The organism is Carboxylicivirga caseinilyticus, assembly GCF_050589785.1.
Classification (GTDB): domain Bacteria; phylum Bacteroidota; class Bacteroidia; order Bacteroidales; family Marinilabiliaceae; genus Carboxylicivirga; species Carboxylicivirga caseinilyticus.
The window spans coordinates 15622-32339 of the sequence record NZ_JBNGOX010000024.1 but is presented as its reverse complement, the minus strand read 5'-3'; the positions used below and the strand labels follow the sequence as shown (position 1 = coordinate 32339).

At 37.4% G+C, this 16718-nt stretch carries 9 protein-coding genes; 8 read left to right on the top strand and 1 reads right to left on the bottom strand.

All coding sequences use genetic code 11. The annotated features are described in order from the left end of the window. The first annotated feature begins 7 nt into the window (after positions 1 to 7). Genes ACRD62_RS12980 through ACRD62_RS12950 form a run of 7 tightly spaced genes read left to right on the top strand, consistent with a single transcriptional unit; the run spans position 8 to position 15492 of the window. Positions 8 to 898: an ABC transporter ATP-binding protein gene (locus ACRD62_RS12980; protein WP_430820541.1), complete on the top strand. Its 891-nt coding sequence runs from the start codon at positions 8 to 10 to the stop codon at positions 896 to 898. A gap of 2 nt (positions 899 to 900) precedes the next feature. Beyond that, complete coding sequence (locus ACRD62_RS12975; protein WP_430820540.1) at positions 901 to 4242, top strand: golvesin C-terminal-like domain-containing protein; 3342 nt, start codon at positions 901 to 903, stop codon at positions 4240 to 4242. 21 nt (positions 4243 to 4263) lie between these two features. Beyond that, complete coding sequence (locus ACRD62_RS12970; protein ID WP_430820539.1) at positions 4264 to 5751, top strand: TolC family protein; 1488 nt, start codon at positions 4264 to 4266, stop codon at positions 5749 to 5751. A 16-nt stretch (positions 5752 to 5767) separates the two neighbouring features. Beyond that, positions 5768 to 6832 (top strand): efflux RND transporter periplasmic adaptor subunit, encoded by a 1065-nt coding sequence (locus ACRD62_RS12965; RefSeq protein ID WP_430820538.1) that lies wholly within the window; start codon positions 5768 to 5770, stop codon positions 6830 to 6832. Between the two features lie 17 nt (positions 6833 to 6849). After that, entirely contained in the window at positions 6850 to 9954 is a 3105-nt protein-coding gene (locus tag ACRD62_RS12960) for an efflux RND transporter permease subunit (protein ID WP_430820537.1), read from the top strand. A 25-nt stretch (positions 9955 to 9979) separates the two neighbouring features. Then, complete coding sequence (locus tag ACRD62_RS12955) at positions 9980 to 14722, top strand: efflux RND transporter permease subunit (protein WP_430820536.1); 4743 nt, start codon at positions 9980 to 9982, stop codon at positions 14720 to 14722. A gap of 41 nt (positions 14723 to 14763) precedes the next feature. After that, on the top strand, positions 14764 to 15492 hold the full coding sequence (locus ACRD62_RS12950; protein WP_430820535.1) for a hypothetical protein: 729 nt from the start codon (positions 14764 to 14766) through the stop codon (positions 15490 to 15492). A 57-nt stretch (positions 15493 to 15549) separates the two neighbouring features. On the opposite strand, the gene ACRD62_RS12945 is transcribed toward ACRD62_RS12950, so the two are convergent. After that, entirely contained in the window at positions 15550 to 15819 is a 270-nt protein-coding gene (locus ACRD62_RS12945) for a DNA-binding protein (protein ID WP_430820534.1), read from the bottom strand. Positions 15820 to 16260: 441 nt separating this feature from the next. Here ACRD62_RS12945 and ACRD62_RS12940 point away from each other — a divergent pair, with 441 nt between their 5' ends. Further along, the gene (locus tag ACRD62_RS12940) at positions 16261 to 16710 is read left to right on the top strand and encodes a DUF4293 domain-containing protein (RefSeq protein WP_430820533.1); all 450 of its coding nucleotides are present in this window, start codon (positions 16261 to 16263) and stop codon (positions 16708 to 16710) included. Positions 16711 to 16718: the final 8 nt, after the last annotated feature.

The following is a 16718-nucleotide window of genomic DNA, read 5'->3' as shown; positions in this document are numbered from 1 at the left end:
AAAAGCCTTGAAGATAGAAATCAAAGATCTGAGTCAGGTTTATAAAAATGACTTCAGAGCCCTTAACCGAGTTGACCTAGAAATTAATTCCGGTATGTTTGGATTGTTGGGACCCAACGGAGCCGGAAAATCAACATTAATGAGAATTCTGGTGACCTTGCAAAAGCCTACGCATGGTGAGGTGTTTGTAAATGGTAAACCATTGTCGAAGAACCGACAGGAAGTTCGTTCATACCTTGGTTACTTACCACAGGATTTTCGTTTTTTTGCAAAATTAAGAACATGGGAATTTCTTGACTATGCAGCATCACTTGCTGGTATTAAGAATAAAAAGCAACGATTGTCTGCTGTAGATGATTTATTGGAACAGGTAGGTTTGTTTGATGTAAGAAATCGTTTTGCCAATAAATTATCAGGTGGTATGAAACGAAGATTGGGTATTGCTCAGGCATTAATTGGTGATCCGAAAATTATCATTGTTGATGAGCCGACCACAGGGCTTGATCCGGAAGAAAGAATCCGGTTTCGTAATATTCTCTCAAACCTAAGTCAAAAAGAAGTTATCATTATACTGTCCACCCATATCGTGGGTGATATTTCTTCAACCTGTAGTCAGATGGCCTTGTTAAATGCAGGTGAAGTGCATTTTACGGGTTCTCCTGAAGATTTTGTGAAAAAGAGTGAAGGTCATGTCTTTAAAACTTCGGTCACCTTTGATGAAATGAAGCATATCAGTGAAGCTTATCCGGTAATAACATCTATTCCAGATCCCGCTGGTTATGAAGTAGAGTTTGTAGCCGATAAACTGAATGGATGGAAGGCAACAGAGGTGCAGCCAAACCTTGAGCATGCCTATGTTTATTTTATGGAATACCTTGCCAAAACCCAAAAAGATTAAACATGATTTCTTTATTTAATGTCAGAACTATAGCTCGTTTTGAGTCAAAAACCTTATTAAGAAGTTGGTTTTTCAGAATATTCTCAGCCATTGCCATCGTTTTTCTATTGATGTTTAATATGTTTGCTGTTGCAGGCCTCGGAGATGGTTCCTGGCCGGGACGTGTATTGCCTTCAGCGGTTCCTTATTTCAATATATGGATCTTAAATATTGCTCAATCGATAATAGCCATATTTCTATCAGCCGATTTTCTTGGCAGAGATAAAAAACTAGACACTACCGAAGCCTTTTATGTAAGAAATATGTCAAATATCGATTACGTAATCGGAAAGACATTAGGGATTCTGAAAGTGTTTTTTGTTTTAAACGTGATTGTTCTGGCAATCGGAATTCTTTTCTCAATAATCGGAAGTGAAACAACTGTAAATTGGACTTCCTATCTTATTTATCCATTGCTGATTTCTTTACCAACGTTACTATTCATTCTGGGTTTGTCATTTTTTGCAATGACATTAATACGTAATCAGGCGATTACTTTTGTTGTTTTGTTAGGTCTGGTAGCTTTGTCATTGTTCTATCTGCAAAATAAATTCTATGGATTGATTGATTTCTTAGGATTTTTCATGCCATTTATGCGCTCCGATTTTACCGGATTTGGAAATGAAACAGATCTTATTCTTGTTCGATCAGCCTTTTTGTTGTTGGGTATCTTTTTTATTCTGGCAACTGTATGGAGACTACCTCGACTGGAACAACAAAAATTTTCCAAATCAATATTAATAGCCGGATTATTAATAACAGGAGTCGGAGCTTTGGCCATGATGTCATATAAAGCATACGGCGATAATGCAAACCAAAATTTAAGAGCAGAGGTAAGTCAACTTAACCAAAAATTAAAATCTACTCCATACCAGATTAAGGCTTATAATGTTGATTTGAAACATGAAGGCGAAAAAATTAATGTGGAAACCAAGATTGATGTTAGTAAGCAAGAGGATAATTCTGGGGATCTGGTATTAGCTCTTAACCCTGGTCTGAAGGTTTTAGAAGTTTCTATTGACGGAAAAAATATTGATTTTGAAAGAAAGGCCCATTTAATTACTATCGATAAAAATACAATTGTTAAAGAGAGTTTTGCTTTAGGACTGAAATATATGGGTGTTATCAATGATATGGTTATGTTTCCGGAAGTAAGTGACGAAACATTATTATCGTTGAATCGTCTTGATCCGATTGTTGCCAATAAACAATTCAGTTTTATAGAAAAGGATTATGTGTTATTAACCCGTGAAGCAAATTGGTATCCGGTTGTTGCCTCTAAGTTATATTGGACTCGATATCCATTTGTAAAAATGGACTTAAAAGTTGAGTCAGAACCAGATTTAAAAGTTATTTCACAAGGTGAATCAAATCAATTGAATGATGGCGCATGGCAGTTTAGCCCACAGCAGGCTTTAAATGCCCATAGTGTGGTTATAGGTAATTTTGAGAAGGTGAGTACAATGGTTGATAGTATTGAGTTCAGTCTCTATTATCACCCAAAACATACTTTTTTCAAGCCTTATTTTACGGAATTGGGAGATACCGCATCCGTTCTGATTAAGAGTATGAAAGATGATTTCGAACGACAATTGGCCATTAGTTATCCATTTAAAAAATTATCTATCGTTGAATCACCTATTAACTTTTATAGTTATTTACGAAACTGGTCTTTATCTACCGAAGAAGTGATGCCTGAAATGGTTTTCTTTCCTGAAAGTGGTGGAGGTAACTGGCAAAATGATTTATCCAATCAAAAAAGAAGAATTGATCAAAGAGCCAAAGAACGAAATGAAGAAATGTCGGAAAGAGACATTCAGATTGAGATGTTTAAGAATTATCTGGGTGATAATTTTATTAGGCCTCGTCGATTCTTTTTTGGAAGGCAGCAAACCGGTGAACGAAGTGTAGAAAACTGGGGGAGGTATCAGATATTTCCACTTTATTATACATATACCAACTCTGTTGAGGAGGAAGGTTATCCTTTGTTAACCATTGCTTTAGAGAATTATTTGCACGAACGTTTAAGTACAAGTGGACCTCCCGGAGGATTTGGTGGATTATCAACTAATGATGAAGTAATTCTGAAACTTAAAGATCGAAGTCTGACAAAATTGATCGAAGAAGAAGAAGTTAATGTATTGGGTAATATATTCGCTTCGAAAGGAAATCAGTTACTTTCCAGCTTTAAGGTAAATTCTGATGCCGTCTCCTTTGACAGACAATTAAATAAGATCATTGAAGAAAGTCAGTTCCAGAATATGAATATTGAAGAATTTACACCTTATATGAATCAATTGGCTCAAAATGATTTTAGTGAGTTGTATTCTAATTGGCTTAAAGATGAAGATTCTCCTGCATTTATGTTTAGTAATGTTGATGTTTGGGAAATAAAAGAAGGAAACAGAATCAGGTATTTCGTTAAAGTTGCAGTTGCCAATAAAGGTGATATTGATGGTATTGTCGGTTTTACTATTCGTGAAGGCGAAAGACGAGGTGGGCGTGGCCGATTCAGGTCTGAATTTTCAATGGATCAGACATCGAATGCGAAAAGCTTTTTAATTCAAAAGGATGAAACGGTTGATATTGGTTTTGTTTTGGATGAAGTACCCCGGGATGTTACTGTTAATACATATTTAGCTAAAAATATTCCATCTGAACAGAGACTGGATATTAACGATGTTATTAAAGATCAGCGAGTGGTTGATTTCTTCGAAGGTAAAAGGCCATCGACCAAAAAACTGAAATATGCTGAGGATTTCGAGGTAATTGTTGACAATGAAGATGAAGGTTGTCAGTTTGTAAATACAGGTGAAAGCAGAACCATAAAGGATTGGTGGCTGAGTCGTCAGAATGAAGAAGATGATAACAGTGAAACATATGGTAGAATCAGATTCTGGAATACACCTATCAAATGGCAACCTGTTGCCGGTCAGGAGTTTTTCGGTGAGTATCTGAAATCAGGATATTACAAACGTAAAGGTTCTGGTGAAGGATATGTTAGCTGGATAGGGCAAATTAAAGCTCCGGGCAATTATGAAGTATATGTCTATGTTCCAAACATCAGAGATCGATTCAGAGGCGGTCCGGGTGGCGGTCAGCGAGGGTATGAAAGAGATTTTCATTATACCGTTGAGCATGATGATGGAGAAGAAGAAGTGGAATTGAATGTTACTCAGGATAATAATGGGTGGCTATCGCTCGGCGATTATTATTTCTCAGAAGGACCAACTACTATCAAACTCTCGGATCAGACAAACAGTGATTATGTAATAGCTGATGCAGTTAAATGGGTAAAGAAATAAATTAAACTTAATCATAAACTAATGAATAAAAGGTTACTTGGATTAATAGTGCTTTTCGTTTTGTTAGCTGTGCAACAGATTCAGGCTCAGCGTCTGATTACACTCCAGCAATCGGTGGAAGAAGCATTAAAACAAAGTCCGGATATAGTGAGGGCCCGCTATAATCTGGAACGTTACAGGGAATTGTTGAATGCGCAGAAGGCATCATTGAAATCTAATTTCAGACTAGATCTTTCTCCATTTCAATATAGCAATAGCCGGAATTATTACCAGGCCACTCAGAGCTGGTATCATGATGAAAATTTTACATCTTCCGGTACATTTAGTGTGAGCCAACCTATTTTATTAACTGATGGTGTCGTTTCGCTGAGTAACGATTTTGGCTGGCAAACCAATAAACGTGATGATCCTAATTACGATCCTTTTACCGGTTTTACCAATAGTTTAAATCTACGTTTAGAGCAGCCTCTATTTACTTATAATACACGTAAAATGGAGTATAAGAAAATTGAGTTTAACTACGAAAATTCTCAATTAGATTATGCATTGCAGGCCTTAAATGTAGAAAAGCAAATTACACAGTATTTCTACCAGATCTACCAGGCTCAGATGGAGTTGATTACTTCACGAGAGGAACTGGCCAACAGACGAAAAAGTTTTGAAATTATAAAAAACAAAGTTGAAGCTGGTTTAACTGCAAAGGAAGAAGAGTTACAGGCTGAGTTGGATATGTTATCAAGTGAATCTACCGTTCAGAATAACGAAGTGAATCTTGAAAACATAAAAGACAACTTTAAGCAAATGCTGGGTATGGATTTTTCGGAAGAGATAATGGTGATTGCTGAAGTTTCTGTTTTACCCATCGATATTGAATTACAAAAAGCGGTTGATTTTGCTTTGGAGAACAGGATGGAGATTCGCCAACGTCAGATTGATATTGAAATGGGATTGTTTGATATCATAACTACTAACGCCACCAACGAATTCAAAGGAAATTTAGCTGTTCAGGTGGGACTGTTTGGTAATGCAGAAAAGTTGCCAAATATATATGACAAAACCAATAGAAATGATAATCAGGATGTTCAGTTTAGTTTAGAAGTACCACTTTGGGATTGGGGAGAAAAGAAAGCAAGAATGAAGGCTGCTCAACTGGCACAGGAAACCAACGAATATAATCTTACAGACCAAAAAAAGAATATTGTTCTAACGGTTCGTCAGATTGAAAGAAATTTAAAAAACTATCTGAAACAGATAGATATCGCCAGGAAAAATGAGGAGAATGCTCAATTAACTTATGAAATCAACCTGGAGAAATACCAGAATGGCGATTTAACCAGTATGGATTTAAATCTGGTGCAAAATCAGCTGACACAAGCTAAAAACGATAAGATTGATGCGCTTATCAATTATAAGCTGGAGTTATTAAATATGAAACTTCAAACACTATTTGATTTTGAAAATCAAAGAAATATAATGCCGGATGTTATCAAATACGAAACCCTACAATAAGCCTAAAACAAAATCGATGAAAATATTACAATATACAATAGTAAGCATGGCAGTTCTGGCAGTTCTGTCATCATGCGGAAATCAAGCCTCCAGTTTTGATACTGATGTGGCTGTTAATGTATCAGTGGAAGAAGTAAAATTCAAACCCATTGAGCAAACATTGGTAACAACAGGTTCCATTACTCCAGCTATGCAAATTGCAATTAGTTCCGAAATGGCTGGAAATTACTTATTGCAGATAAATCCTGCAACGGGTAAAAAATATAAAATGGGCGATAAGGTTAAAAAAGGTGATCTTATCATCAAGCTCGAAGATAAGGAATATGAGAATAATGCCAATGTAGAGGGGGCAAAGCTCGAAATGGAAATTTCAGAAATGGAATATACAAAACAAAAAGCCTTATATGAGAAAGGTGGAGTTACCCTTCGTGAGCTGGTAAGTTCTGAGCAAACATTACTGACTTCAAAACAAACCTTTGAGAACGCTGAAATATCATTGGCTAAAATGGAAATTAGGGCGCCTTTTACCGGAACCATTACCAATATGCCTTATTTCTCGCCAGGTGTTAGAATTGAAAGTGGTACTGAGATATTAGGAATGATGGAATACACCACTATGGTAATGGATTTGAGTATGCCTGAAAATCTGATGGGTAATGTTCAAATGGGACAGCCGGTGAACATTATGAATTATGCTTTGCCCAACGATACATTAAAAGGTCAGATTTCTGAGCTTTCGCCGGCAATTGATGTAGATGCACGAACTTTTAAAGGGCGTATTAACGTTAGCAACGAGCAAGGTTTATTGAAGCCGGGTATGTTTGTTAAAGCTGAGATTGTTGTTGATCATCGCGATAGTGCCCTTGTAATTCCTAAAGATGTGATTCTGACCGAAGGTAATCGAAAGCTGGTTTATGTGGCTAAAAAAGAGGTTGCCGAAAAAATATATATCCGAACTGGAATTGAAACTTTAACTGAGGTGGAAGTTATCGGAAAAGAATTAAAAGAGAATGACCGACTGATTGTGAAAGGCTTTGAGACCTTGAGAAATCGTTCTAAGATTAACATCGTTAAAAAGTAACCTGCTAAAATTTATCTATGAGAGCCATTTCACGATTCTCAGTTAATTATCCGGTCACTGTTGCCATGATTGTACTCGCCACCATTTTGCTGGGAGTTATTTCATTGTCGCGATTGGGCACGGATTTGTTTCCGGAGATGCAAAATCCCCGTATCTATGTTGAATTGGATGCTGGAGAACGATCGCCGGAAGAGATTGAAAAACGCTTTGTAGAGCAGATCGAAGCATTGTCTGTTCGTCAGAGTGGTGTAATAAATGTATCATCAGTCAGCAGAGTTGGTTCTGCTGTTATTACAGTTGAATATGATTGGAGTAAGGATATCGATGAAGCATTTATCGACCTTCAGAAAGCATTAACAACAGTTAGCCAGAACGACGATATTGATGAATTAAATATCACGCGTTTTGATCCAAATGCTTCTCCAGTAATAAAAGCTGCTTTCAAAAACGAAGAAATTACTGATATGAATGAGCTGCGAAAAGTGACTGAGAATTATATCCGTAATGAGTTAATTCGTGTTGAAGGTATTGCCGATGTGCGTATATCAGGCGATGAAGAAGCCCAGGTACTGGTTGTGGTTGATCCAGGTTTGCTTGAAATTAATGGTTTAACCATGTCTTCGGTATTAAGTACCATTACCAGTTTCAATCAGAATGTATCAGGTGGTTCTATCGAAGAAATGGGCCAAAACTATATTATAAAAGGTTTAAGTGCCTTAACCGATTTGGAAGATGTTCAGAATTTGGTTGTAAAAACAACCGAATCATCAACAAGTACAGCAAGCACCAATACTGCTACAACAACATCATCATCAACTGCAGCTATACTATTGAAAGATGTAGCTTCGGTTAGATTTCAGAATCAGGAACCGGAAACAATTGTTCGTTTGAATGGTGAAAGATGCCTGGGTATTTCTGTTTATAAAGAGACCAGATTCAATACTGTTGAGGCTGTTGAGAAGCTTGAAGAAGCTTTTGCTTCAATCCAGAAACGTTTGCCATCATATGAGCTGGTTGTTATTAATAATCAGGGTAAATTCATACAGAGTGCAATTGGCGAAGTGCAAGAAAGTGCATTAATAGGTATTGTGTTCGCAGTTTTTATACTCTTTGTTTTTTTAAGACGATTTGGTGTCACATTAATTGTAAGTCTGGCCATTCCGATTTCGATTATTGCCACCTTCAATCTGATGTATTTTAATGGTCTTACCTTAAATATTATGACCCTTGGAGGATTGGCTTTAGGTGCAGGTATGTTGGTAGATAATGCCATTGTTGTAGTAGAAAATATCTTCAGAAAACTTGAGCAAGGTATACCGTTAAAAGAAGCGGCAATTGAAGGAACAAGTGAAGTGTCAGGTGCCTTAATTGCATCAACACTCACAACAATTGTTGTGTTTTTACCAATTGTGTATATACATGGTGCATCAGGTGAATTATTCAAAGATCAGGCATGGACGGTGGCTTTTTCACTTTTATCGTCGCTGGTGGTGGCTTTGCTGGTTATTCCGGTGATGAGTAATGTATTCTTAAGACCAAAAAAGAATAAAAAGATTAAAATAGTACAACAAGATGCTGGATTTAAGGTGTATGGTCGGTTTTTACAGGGTGTTCTTGAACGCAGAATTATTGTAATTGTTGGGGCTGTTGTACTGGTGGCATTAACAGTTCTTCTTATTCCAATGGTTGGAAGCGAATTTATGCCTGAGACACAATCGAGTGAAGTAACTATCGAGACGGTTTTGCCTGCAGGAACAGCGCTGGAAAGAACAGATGCTACTTTACTTCGAATGGAAGAGATGGTGAAAGCTTCGTTTAGCGACAAGCTGGAAAGTATTTATTCACATGCGGGGCCGGAATCAAGTGAAACAACATCTTCTACCGAGCAAGGTGAAAATACCGGATATCTTAAACTCATACTGCACGAGGATGTTCATATTGCTTTTAATGATTTGGTGACGCATCTCAATACACTATTTGATGGTATACAAGGAGTTGAATTAAGATATGTTCAGGATCAATCGGCTCTGCAAACCATGTTGGGTACAGATGAAGCACCTTTGTTGATACAGGTGGCTGATGAAAATTCTGATAATCTCGAAGAAACAGCTCAGAAGGTAACTGAACTGATACGTGATGATGAGGATGTTTATAATGTTAAAAGTTCATTTGAAGACGGAGCTCCTGAAGTGAATGTGATTATCGATCGTGTGAGGGCAGGAATTTTTGGGCTGGATGTAAGCAGTATCATGTCAAGTGTTTCTAATTATCTATCGGCTCGTGATGGAGGAACCATGGAGCTGAAAGGTGAATTGACAGGTATTATTCTCGAAACGCCAAAAGTCAGGCTGGAACAGCTAAAAGATTTAAAAGTTTCAACAGGTGATCTGGAAGTATTACTTTCTGAGGTAGCAACTATTTCAATAGGACAGGCTCCTCGTGAGTTGATCAGAAATAATCAGAAGAGAGTGGCAAAAATTACAGCCATGGTAACCGATGAGAAGCCTTTTGACCATTTAGTGAAAGAGATAGAAACCAATATAAAAGAGTTGGATACGCCAAGTACTTCTTCTATCAGTGTGTTAGGTCAGGAACAAAAGAGGAAGGAAGCTTTTGGAAGTCTTCAGTTTGCTTTGATATTATCCATTATATTGGTTTATATGGTGATGGCATCACAGTTTGAATCGCTGATTCACCCATTTACCATTCTGTTAACCATTCCTCTGGCAGGTGTTGGAGCTGTATGGGCGTTTTTCTTATTGGGACAAACATTCAACATTATGGCCTACATTGGTATTGTGATGCTGGGAGGTATTGCTGTAAATGATTCCATTATTCTGGTGGATGCAATCAATCAGTTTAAACGGTCAGGGATGGAATTGAAACAAGCTATTGTGGCTGCTGGTCAGCAAAGGGTACGTCCTATTCTTATGACGAGTTTAACTACCATATTGGCATTGGTACCATTAACAATCGGATTTGGTGATAGTGCATCATTACGTGCTCCAATGGCCATTGCAGTAATCGGAGGATTGATTACTTCTACTTTACTGACACTGGTAGTTATTCCATGTGTGTATTATGTATTTGAAGGATTATTTGTTCGAAAACAAAATGTCTGATCAATATCATCCAAAGAAATTGTAAATGAGAATAATAATAAACAGGAAGGTACTGATCAGCATGTTCTTTGTAGCACTTACCATGCTAGGCGTCATTTCGTACAAGCAACTTTCGTTCGAATTGATACCTAATACAGAGTTTCCTATGCTTTTTGTCAACGTGAGGGCAACAACCCAGCTTGATCCAAAGCATATGGAGCAGGAGGGAGTGGTGCCTATTGAAGGATTGATCAGTACTCTGGAAGGAATTGAAAAGATTGAAACCCGCATTAGTCCGGGTAGTGCAACTATTTTTGCTTATCTCACCAAAGAGACCAATACTAAATATGCCTACTTGAAACTGGTTGAAAAAATTGAAGGTTCATCATCCGTCTTGCCTGAGAATATGATGGCAACGGTTATCAAAGCAGATCTGGAACAGGTGAACAACCAGTTTATGACCATTCAGGTGCGTGGAGAAGGTGGAGTTGACCGAATCCGTAACATTATTGAGCAGGATTTACTGGAACAGCTTGAGAGTATTGATGGTATATCCAGCGTTCAGGTTAATGGAGGCCGGCAAAAGTCAGTTGAAATTATTTTTAATCAGAATGTACTGGATAGTTATAATATTACTTCGGGTCAGATACAACAAATGATAACCCAGGGGCAGAATGAAAAGATTTTTGCAGGTGAGGTTATCAAAGATGGCAGAAGGTTTTATGTTACTGCCGAAGCAGATTACAATTCGATTGATGAAATCAGAAATATAGTTGTTAAGTCTGATGGGCCCGTATTATTAAAGGATATAGCAACCATTAATTTTGGCGTAAAAGAGGAAGATTCTTATAGTCGTGTGAATGGACTGGAAACAGTTTCAATCACAATGGCCAAGGCTTCGCAAGTCAATTTGATTGAGTTATCTCATACTACGCTTAACCTGATTGATAAGATTAATCAGGAATATAAAAGCAAAGGTATTGAGCTGGTCGTTGAAACCAATTCGGCTGAAACCATGGAAGAAAACCTGGATAGCATTATTGAACTGGCTATCCTGGGTGGTATTCTGGCCTTATTTATCCTTTGGATATTCTTGAATAACATTCCTCTGGTGGGCATGGTTATGCTGTCTATTCCCTTATCAGTGTATGGAGCCTTCAACTTTTTCTTTGCCGCTGATATATCCATCAATGTTTTAACACTGGTTGGATTGGCTTTAGCAATAGGTATGTTGCTCGACAACAGTGTGGTGGTCATGGAAAATATCTATCGCATTGCTTCACAGGGGAAATACTCCAACGACGAAAGTGTAATAAAGGGAACCAAAGAGGTGTGGCGATCAGTAGCAGCGGCTACATTAACTACTATTTCGGTTTTTCTGCCATTCGTTTTTTCACAGGATGTAATGTTTCGTGATGTAGCCCGACACATAAGTGTCTCTATTGTGTCAACACTTATGGTTTCGCTGCTGGTAGCACTGCTCCTTATTCCTATGCTCAGTCACTTATTCCTTTCAGGTATTATGAAGCATAAGATAGAAGCACTGGAAAAGCTTTCATTGCATAACCGAATCGTTCAATATTATATATTGCTTCTGAAGGCAACCTTGCGTAAACCAGCTGTTACTATTCTAACCGTTGTTATTATCTTTTTTGCTGTGTTACTAATTTCTGTGGGAGTAAGTATGACAACAGCCCGTGAGGCTGAAACTCCGGAATTTAATATCAGTGTGGATATGTCTTCAGGATCAACTCTTGACAACACGGATTTAGTGGTGCGTGAGGTTGAAAAACGATTGGAGGGATTGGGTGAGAAGCAGGATGTGATCAGTCGTGTACAGGATGAAGAAGCTACTTTGACGGTTAAGCTTCAGGAAGATTATAAAAGTGTTGCCAAAAGAACTATTCCTGAAATCAAACAGGATATTCAACAACGTATCAGTAATGTTGAAGGAGGGGAGATAAGTCTTACTCAAACATCTACCAGTGCTATTGGTGGCGGAGGGGGCGGCTTTGGAACGAACCCCGGTGCAGGTATGCTGACGATGCTGGGTTTGGGAGAGCAGGAAGAGAAAGTGGTAATTAAAGGTGAGGATTATGATCAGATGCTGATGGTGGCAAATGATGTAAAATATTATCTGGAAAATAATATTGATAACATGCAACGTGTCAATATTTCCACTTCCAATAATCGTCCGGAGGTTCATCTGAACATGGATTCTTATCTGATGGGATTATATAATGTGGCTCCTCAGAATGTGATGTCGGAATTATCTACCTTCAGGGGTGAAGTGACTTCGGGTGGTCAGTTAAAGGTGAATAACGAAACCTATGACATCATCATGAAAACGCTTGATAATCCTGAGCAGACAGAGATTCCTGCTAAAACTATGGAAGAGTTGCAGAAGTTGAATATCACCACATCAAGCAATACCATTATTCCTTTGCGCGATTTTGCTGAGATCAATTATGCTTCCGGTCGCTCTGAAATATTAAGGGTAAATCAGGAAAAACAAATAGAGGTCAGATATCGCTTTTCCGATGAGGTAAATGAATCAAAAGTTTTGCTGGAAGATGCCCGTCAGCAGGTGGATGATTTGGTTGCCACTGTTCCTTTACCAACATCTGTTTCAGTGGATGTGATACACGAAGAAGATATGTTTGCCGACTATAAATTTCTGGCATTGGTGGGACTGATTCTCATTTTTATGATATTGGCTTCTGTATTTGAATCATTTACAGCACCTGTTGTTATGCTGTTTTCAGTTCCATTGGCAGCAATTGGATCATTGCTTGCTTTGGTATTAACGGGTAATTCACTCTTGAATTATAACAGCTTTATTGGCTTTTTAATATTGTTGGGAGTCGTCGTTAATAATGGTATTTTATTGATTGACTATTCAAGACAATTACGTAAAGAGGGTTATGGACATGCCCGTGCTCTGATTCAGGCCGGCATATCTCGTATACGCCCGATTACTATTACGGCCATTACCACCATTATTGCCATGATGCCGTTAGCAATGGGTAAATCAGAGTATGTGAGTATTTTAGGTGCTCCATTTGCAATCACAGTGGTTGGAGGGTTAAGCTTTAGTACCTTACTTACGTTGGTATTTATGCCAACATTCGCCTTTGGATTTGAACATTCACTGGATTGGATCAGATCATTACCATTGAAACTAAAGCTTGTTATATTCCTAAGTTGGATTTTTGGTTTAGGAGCGGTTTATTATTGGTCGGATGTTTCGTTTGCCTGGCAGTTACTTTACTATGTTCTGATATTAACAGGGGTGCCGGCTGTCGTTTATTTTGTGCGTTCTTCATTACGTATGGCTAATAGTGAATTGATAGCTCAGGATGAGGATGTGACCATTACGGTGCGTAACCTGGTTAAGGTTTACGATAGGGATGGTAGATTTACCCGAGAATGGAAGTCGCGAGAAGCAAAACAAAAAGAATTACTGGCAGAGAAAGATGTAAATTTAAAAGACAGCCTGAAAAAACTGGTTTGGCAATTACCATTAATGGGATTTATGATCTATTTCACATGGTGGTATCTCGATTCCAAATTTGTGGGACTGGTCTTTCTCATTCTTGATTATTTTATTTTGCAGTCTATCTATCATTCAATAGCTATTCACTGGAGGTATAGCAGACAGACAGAAACTAAGCAAAAGTGGGACAAGAGATTTGTATTTATCATCAAATGGATCTATCCTCTTATAAGTGCAGTTGCTTATTACATCCATTGGGATTCGTTGGCAACAGCTATTAGTATCACATTAATCTGGTATGGATTATTGGCATTGATAGGTTCAGGAAGGAAACTAAAAAGAGAAAAAACAAATATTGAAAGGGTAACCGGTCGTTTTGCCGGAATTCGCAGAAGCTATTATCGCTTGTTAAGAGTGATACCTTTGATTGGCAAAGAGAAAACGCCATTTAAAGCATTAAAAGGTGTTTCACTGGATATCAAAACAGGTATGATTGGTCTGTTGGGCCCTAATGGAGCCGGTAAAACAACTCTGATGCGAATCATCTGCGGTATTCTTGATCAGAGTTACGGAAAGGTTTATATCAATGGGTTTGATACTTCTGAAAAAAGAGAGGAATTGCAAGGTTTGATAGGTTATTTACCTCAGGAATTTGGTACGTATGAGAATATGTCTGCATTTGAATTTCTGGATTATCAGGCCATGTTACGTGGTATTAAACAAGATTCCTTACGTAAAGAGCGATTGAAATATGTATTGAAATCAGTTCATATGTGGGAGCGAAAAGATGATAAAATTGGATCGTTTTCCGGCGGTATGAAACAACGTATAGGTATTGCAATGATTCTGCTTCATTTGCCTAAAATTCTTGTGGTTGATGAACCAACAGCTGGTCTGGATCCCCGCGAAAGAATTCGTTTCCGTAACTTGTTGGTGGAGTTGAGTCGCGATCGTGTGGTATTGTTTTCAACGCATATTATAGAGGATATTTCAAGCTCGTGTAACCAGGTGGCGGTTATGAAGAAAGGTGATCTCAAATACTGGGGTGTTCCAAGTGAGATGGTAAATATTGCAAAAGGAAAAGTATGGCACTTTGATGTAGATGCTTCGCAATTTGAAGAAGTAAATAAGAAGTTTGCCATCGTTCATCATATGCGCGACGGTGATAAGATACGGGTTCGGTGTCTGGCTCAAGAAAAGCCTACGGAAGATGCTATTCCTGTTCAGGCTGTGCTTGAAGATGCTTATATCTGGTTATTAAAAAATGAGGAATTGAGTCAGCAGGCTGTTTAACGTAACCTGCATGAATTTCAAACTTTTTAAACTTAGAGCGAATGAATAACTTAAAACAAAATATAAGTAAGAGAATAAGCGGCACCTTTGTCACTTTTGTGAAATACAATTTAAAAGTGGTTTTTGGTAATAAGTTCGTTTATTTTCTGGGAGCTTCATTGATATTCTATTTACTGGTTACTTCCATTAACTTGTTTGCATCTGATAGTATCAGTGTTCAGGGTGTATATTATCAGCTGATGTTTCCTGCTTTCTTACTTATTTTCTTTCCAACATCATACGGTATTCAGAATGATGAAGATGCCCGCATTCTTGAAATTTTGTTTGGAATTCCGAATTACCGGTATAAGATCTGGCTGTTTCGTCTGGCTATTTCATTTTTTATCGTTTTCTGGTTTGTATTTCTTATGGCATCGTTGAGTAGCGTTTTGTTAATCAATGTGCCTAAGTGGGAGATGACCTTACGATTAATGATACCGGTTCTATTTATTGGAATGATGGGTTTCTTTTTTAGTACAATTGTAAAGAATGGGAATGGTACGGCAGTAGTTGTGGTAATTATTGGATTGATAGCCTGGTTTACTATGGCTTTTTTAGGAAATAATGCCTGGAATCTGTTTTTAAATCCGTTTGAACTGCCCAATGATATGAGTGAGGCTGTTTGGGCGAATATTGTTATCAAGCATATCCGAACCTGGTCTATTATTTCAGTAATAGCAGGATTATGGGGGTTGTTAAATCTTCAGAACCGGGAGAAATTTATAAAATAGCAGAAAGTAAAAAAGCGCCGGTAAGGCGCTTTTTTAATATATAGTTGAATATTACATCTAACTTTCAGCCATTTTACCTTGATGACTAATAATGTCGCGGGCCATTTCTAATATTGTAGTATCATCCAGTTCCACAATTCCACCATCCGGTCCTTGCTCGATATGAATTCCTACGCTTCTCCCTCGATCGTAGTTGGCACCGCCAAAGTAATTTCTTACAGTCTCTACGTCGAGGTGCAGTTCTTCTGCAATAGTCTTGATACTTCCGTCAGGCAGACTGTCTTTGATTCTCCTGAGCTGATTAAATGTTATTGTCGCTGTACTCATAATGAAAAGTTTTAAGTGACACAATACTGAGTAATAAATATAGAAAATTAATCGAGAAATTAAAATTAAATTAACATGAATATGCTGACTACAAGCTATTTTACATATCTAAATATGGAATTAAAAAGGATCGAATAGCAGTCTGTTAGTACAATTGAGATAGATGGTAAAATTGAATTATTATTCAAATAAATAGAATATATAAGATTTGCATCAAATGATCAGGTTACGAATAAAGTAGTAAATTGTAAACTGTATATTACAATTTTAAAATATCAATCTGCATATTTATTCATAATCAAATTAGGACTGTAATTTCAATTAACACAGTTTGGTTTTAATCAATGCTTAATCTTCTCTATGGGTAATGCATTCATTATATTTGTTGTGGTATTAAGAGCTAAATAGTAAATTCGCATTCTTAAAAGAAAAGATTAGAAAATGATACAACGTATTCAATCAATTTATTTGCTTATCAGTGGTTTGTTAACAGGAAGCATGTTTTTTGTACCATTGGCTGAGCTGGCTAATAACGAGGGTTCATATACTCTTTTATACAGGGGATTGGCTGATAGCGAGCAGTTGACAACACCAACACTGGCTTTAGCTATATTGGTTACCATTACTACATTAATTTCATTTGTAAACATTTTTCTTTATAAGAAAAGATTAATTCAAATTAGGTTAGGTGGTTTAAATATGGGATTGTTGTTGGGTACTACAGGAATGATTTATTTCCTTGGTTCACAGGTAGCAAAGAATCTATCCGCAGAGATATCCTATAAGTTACCGATGGTTTTCCCAATTGTGGCTTTAATATTAACCTTTTTAGCCATCAGATCAATTGGAAAAGATGAAGCATTGATTAAGTCGATGGATCGAATCAGATAATTAAGAAT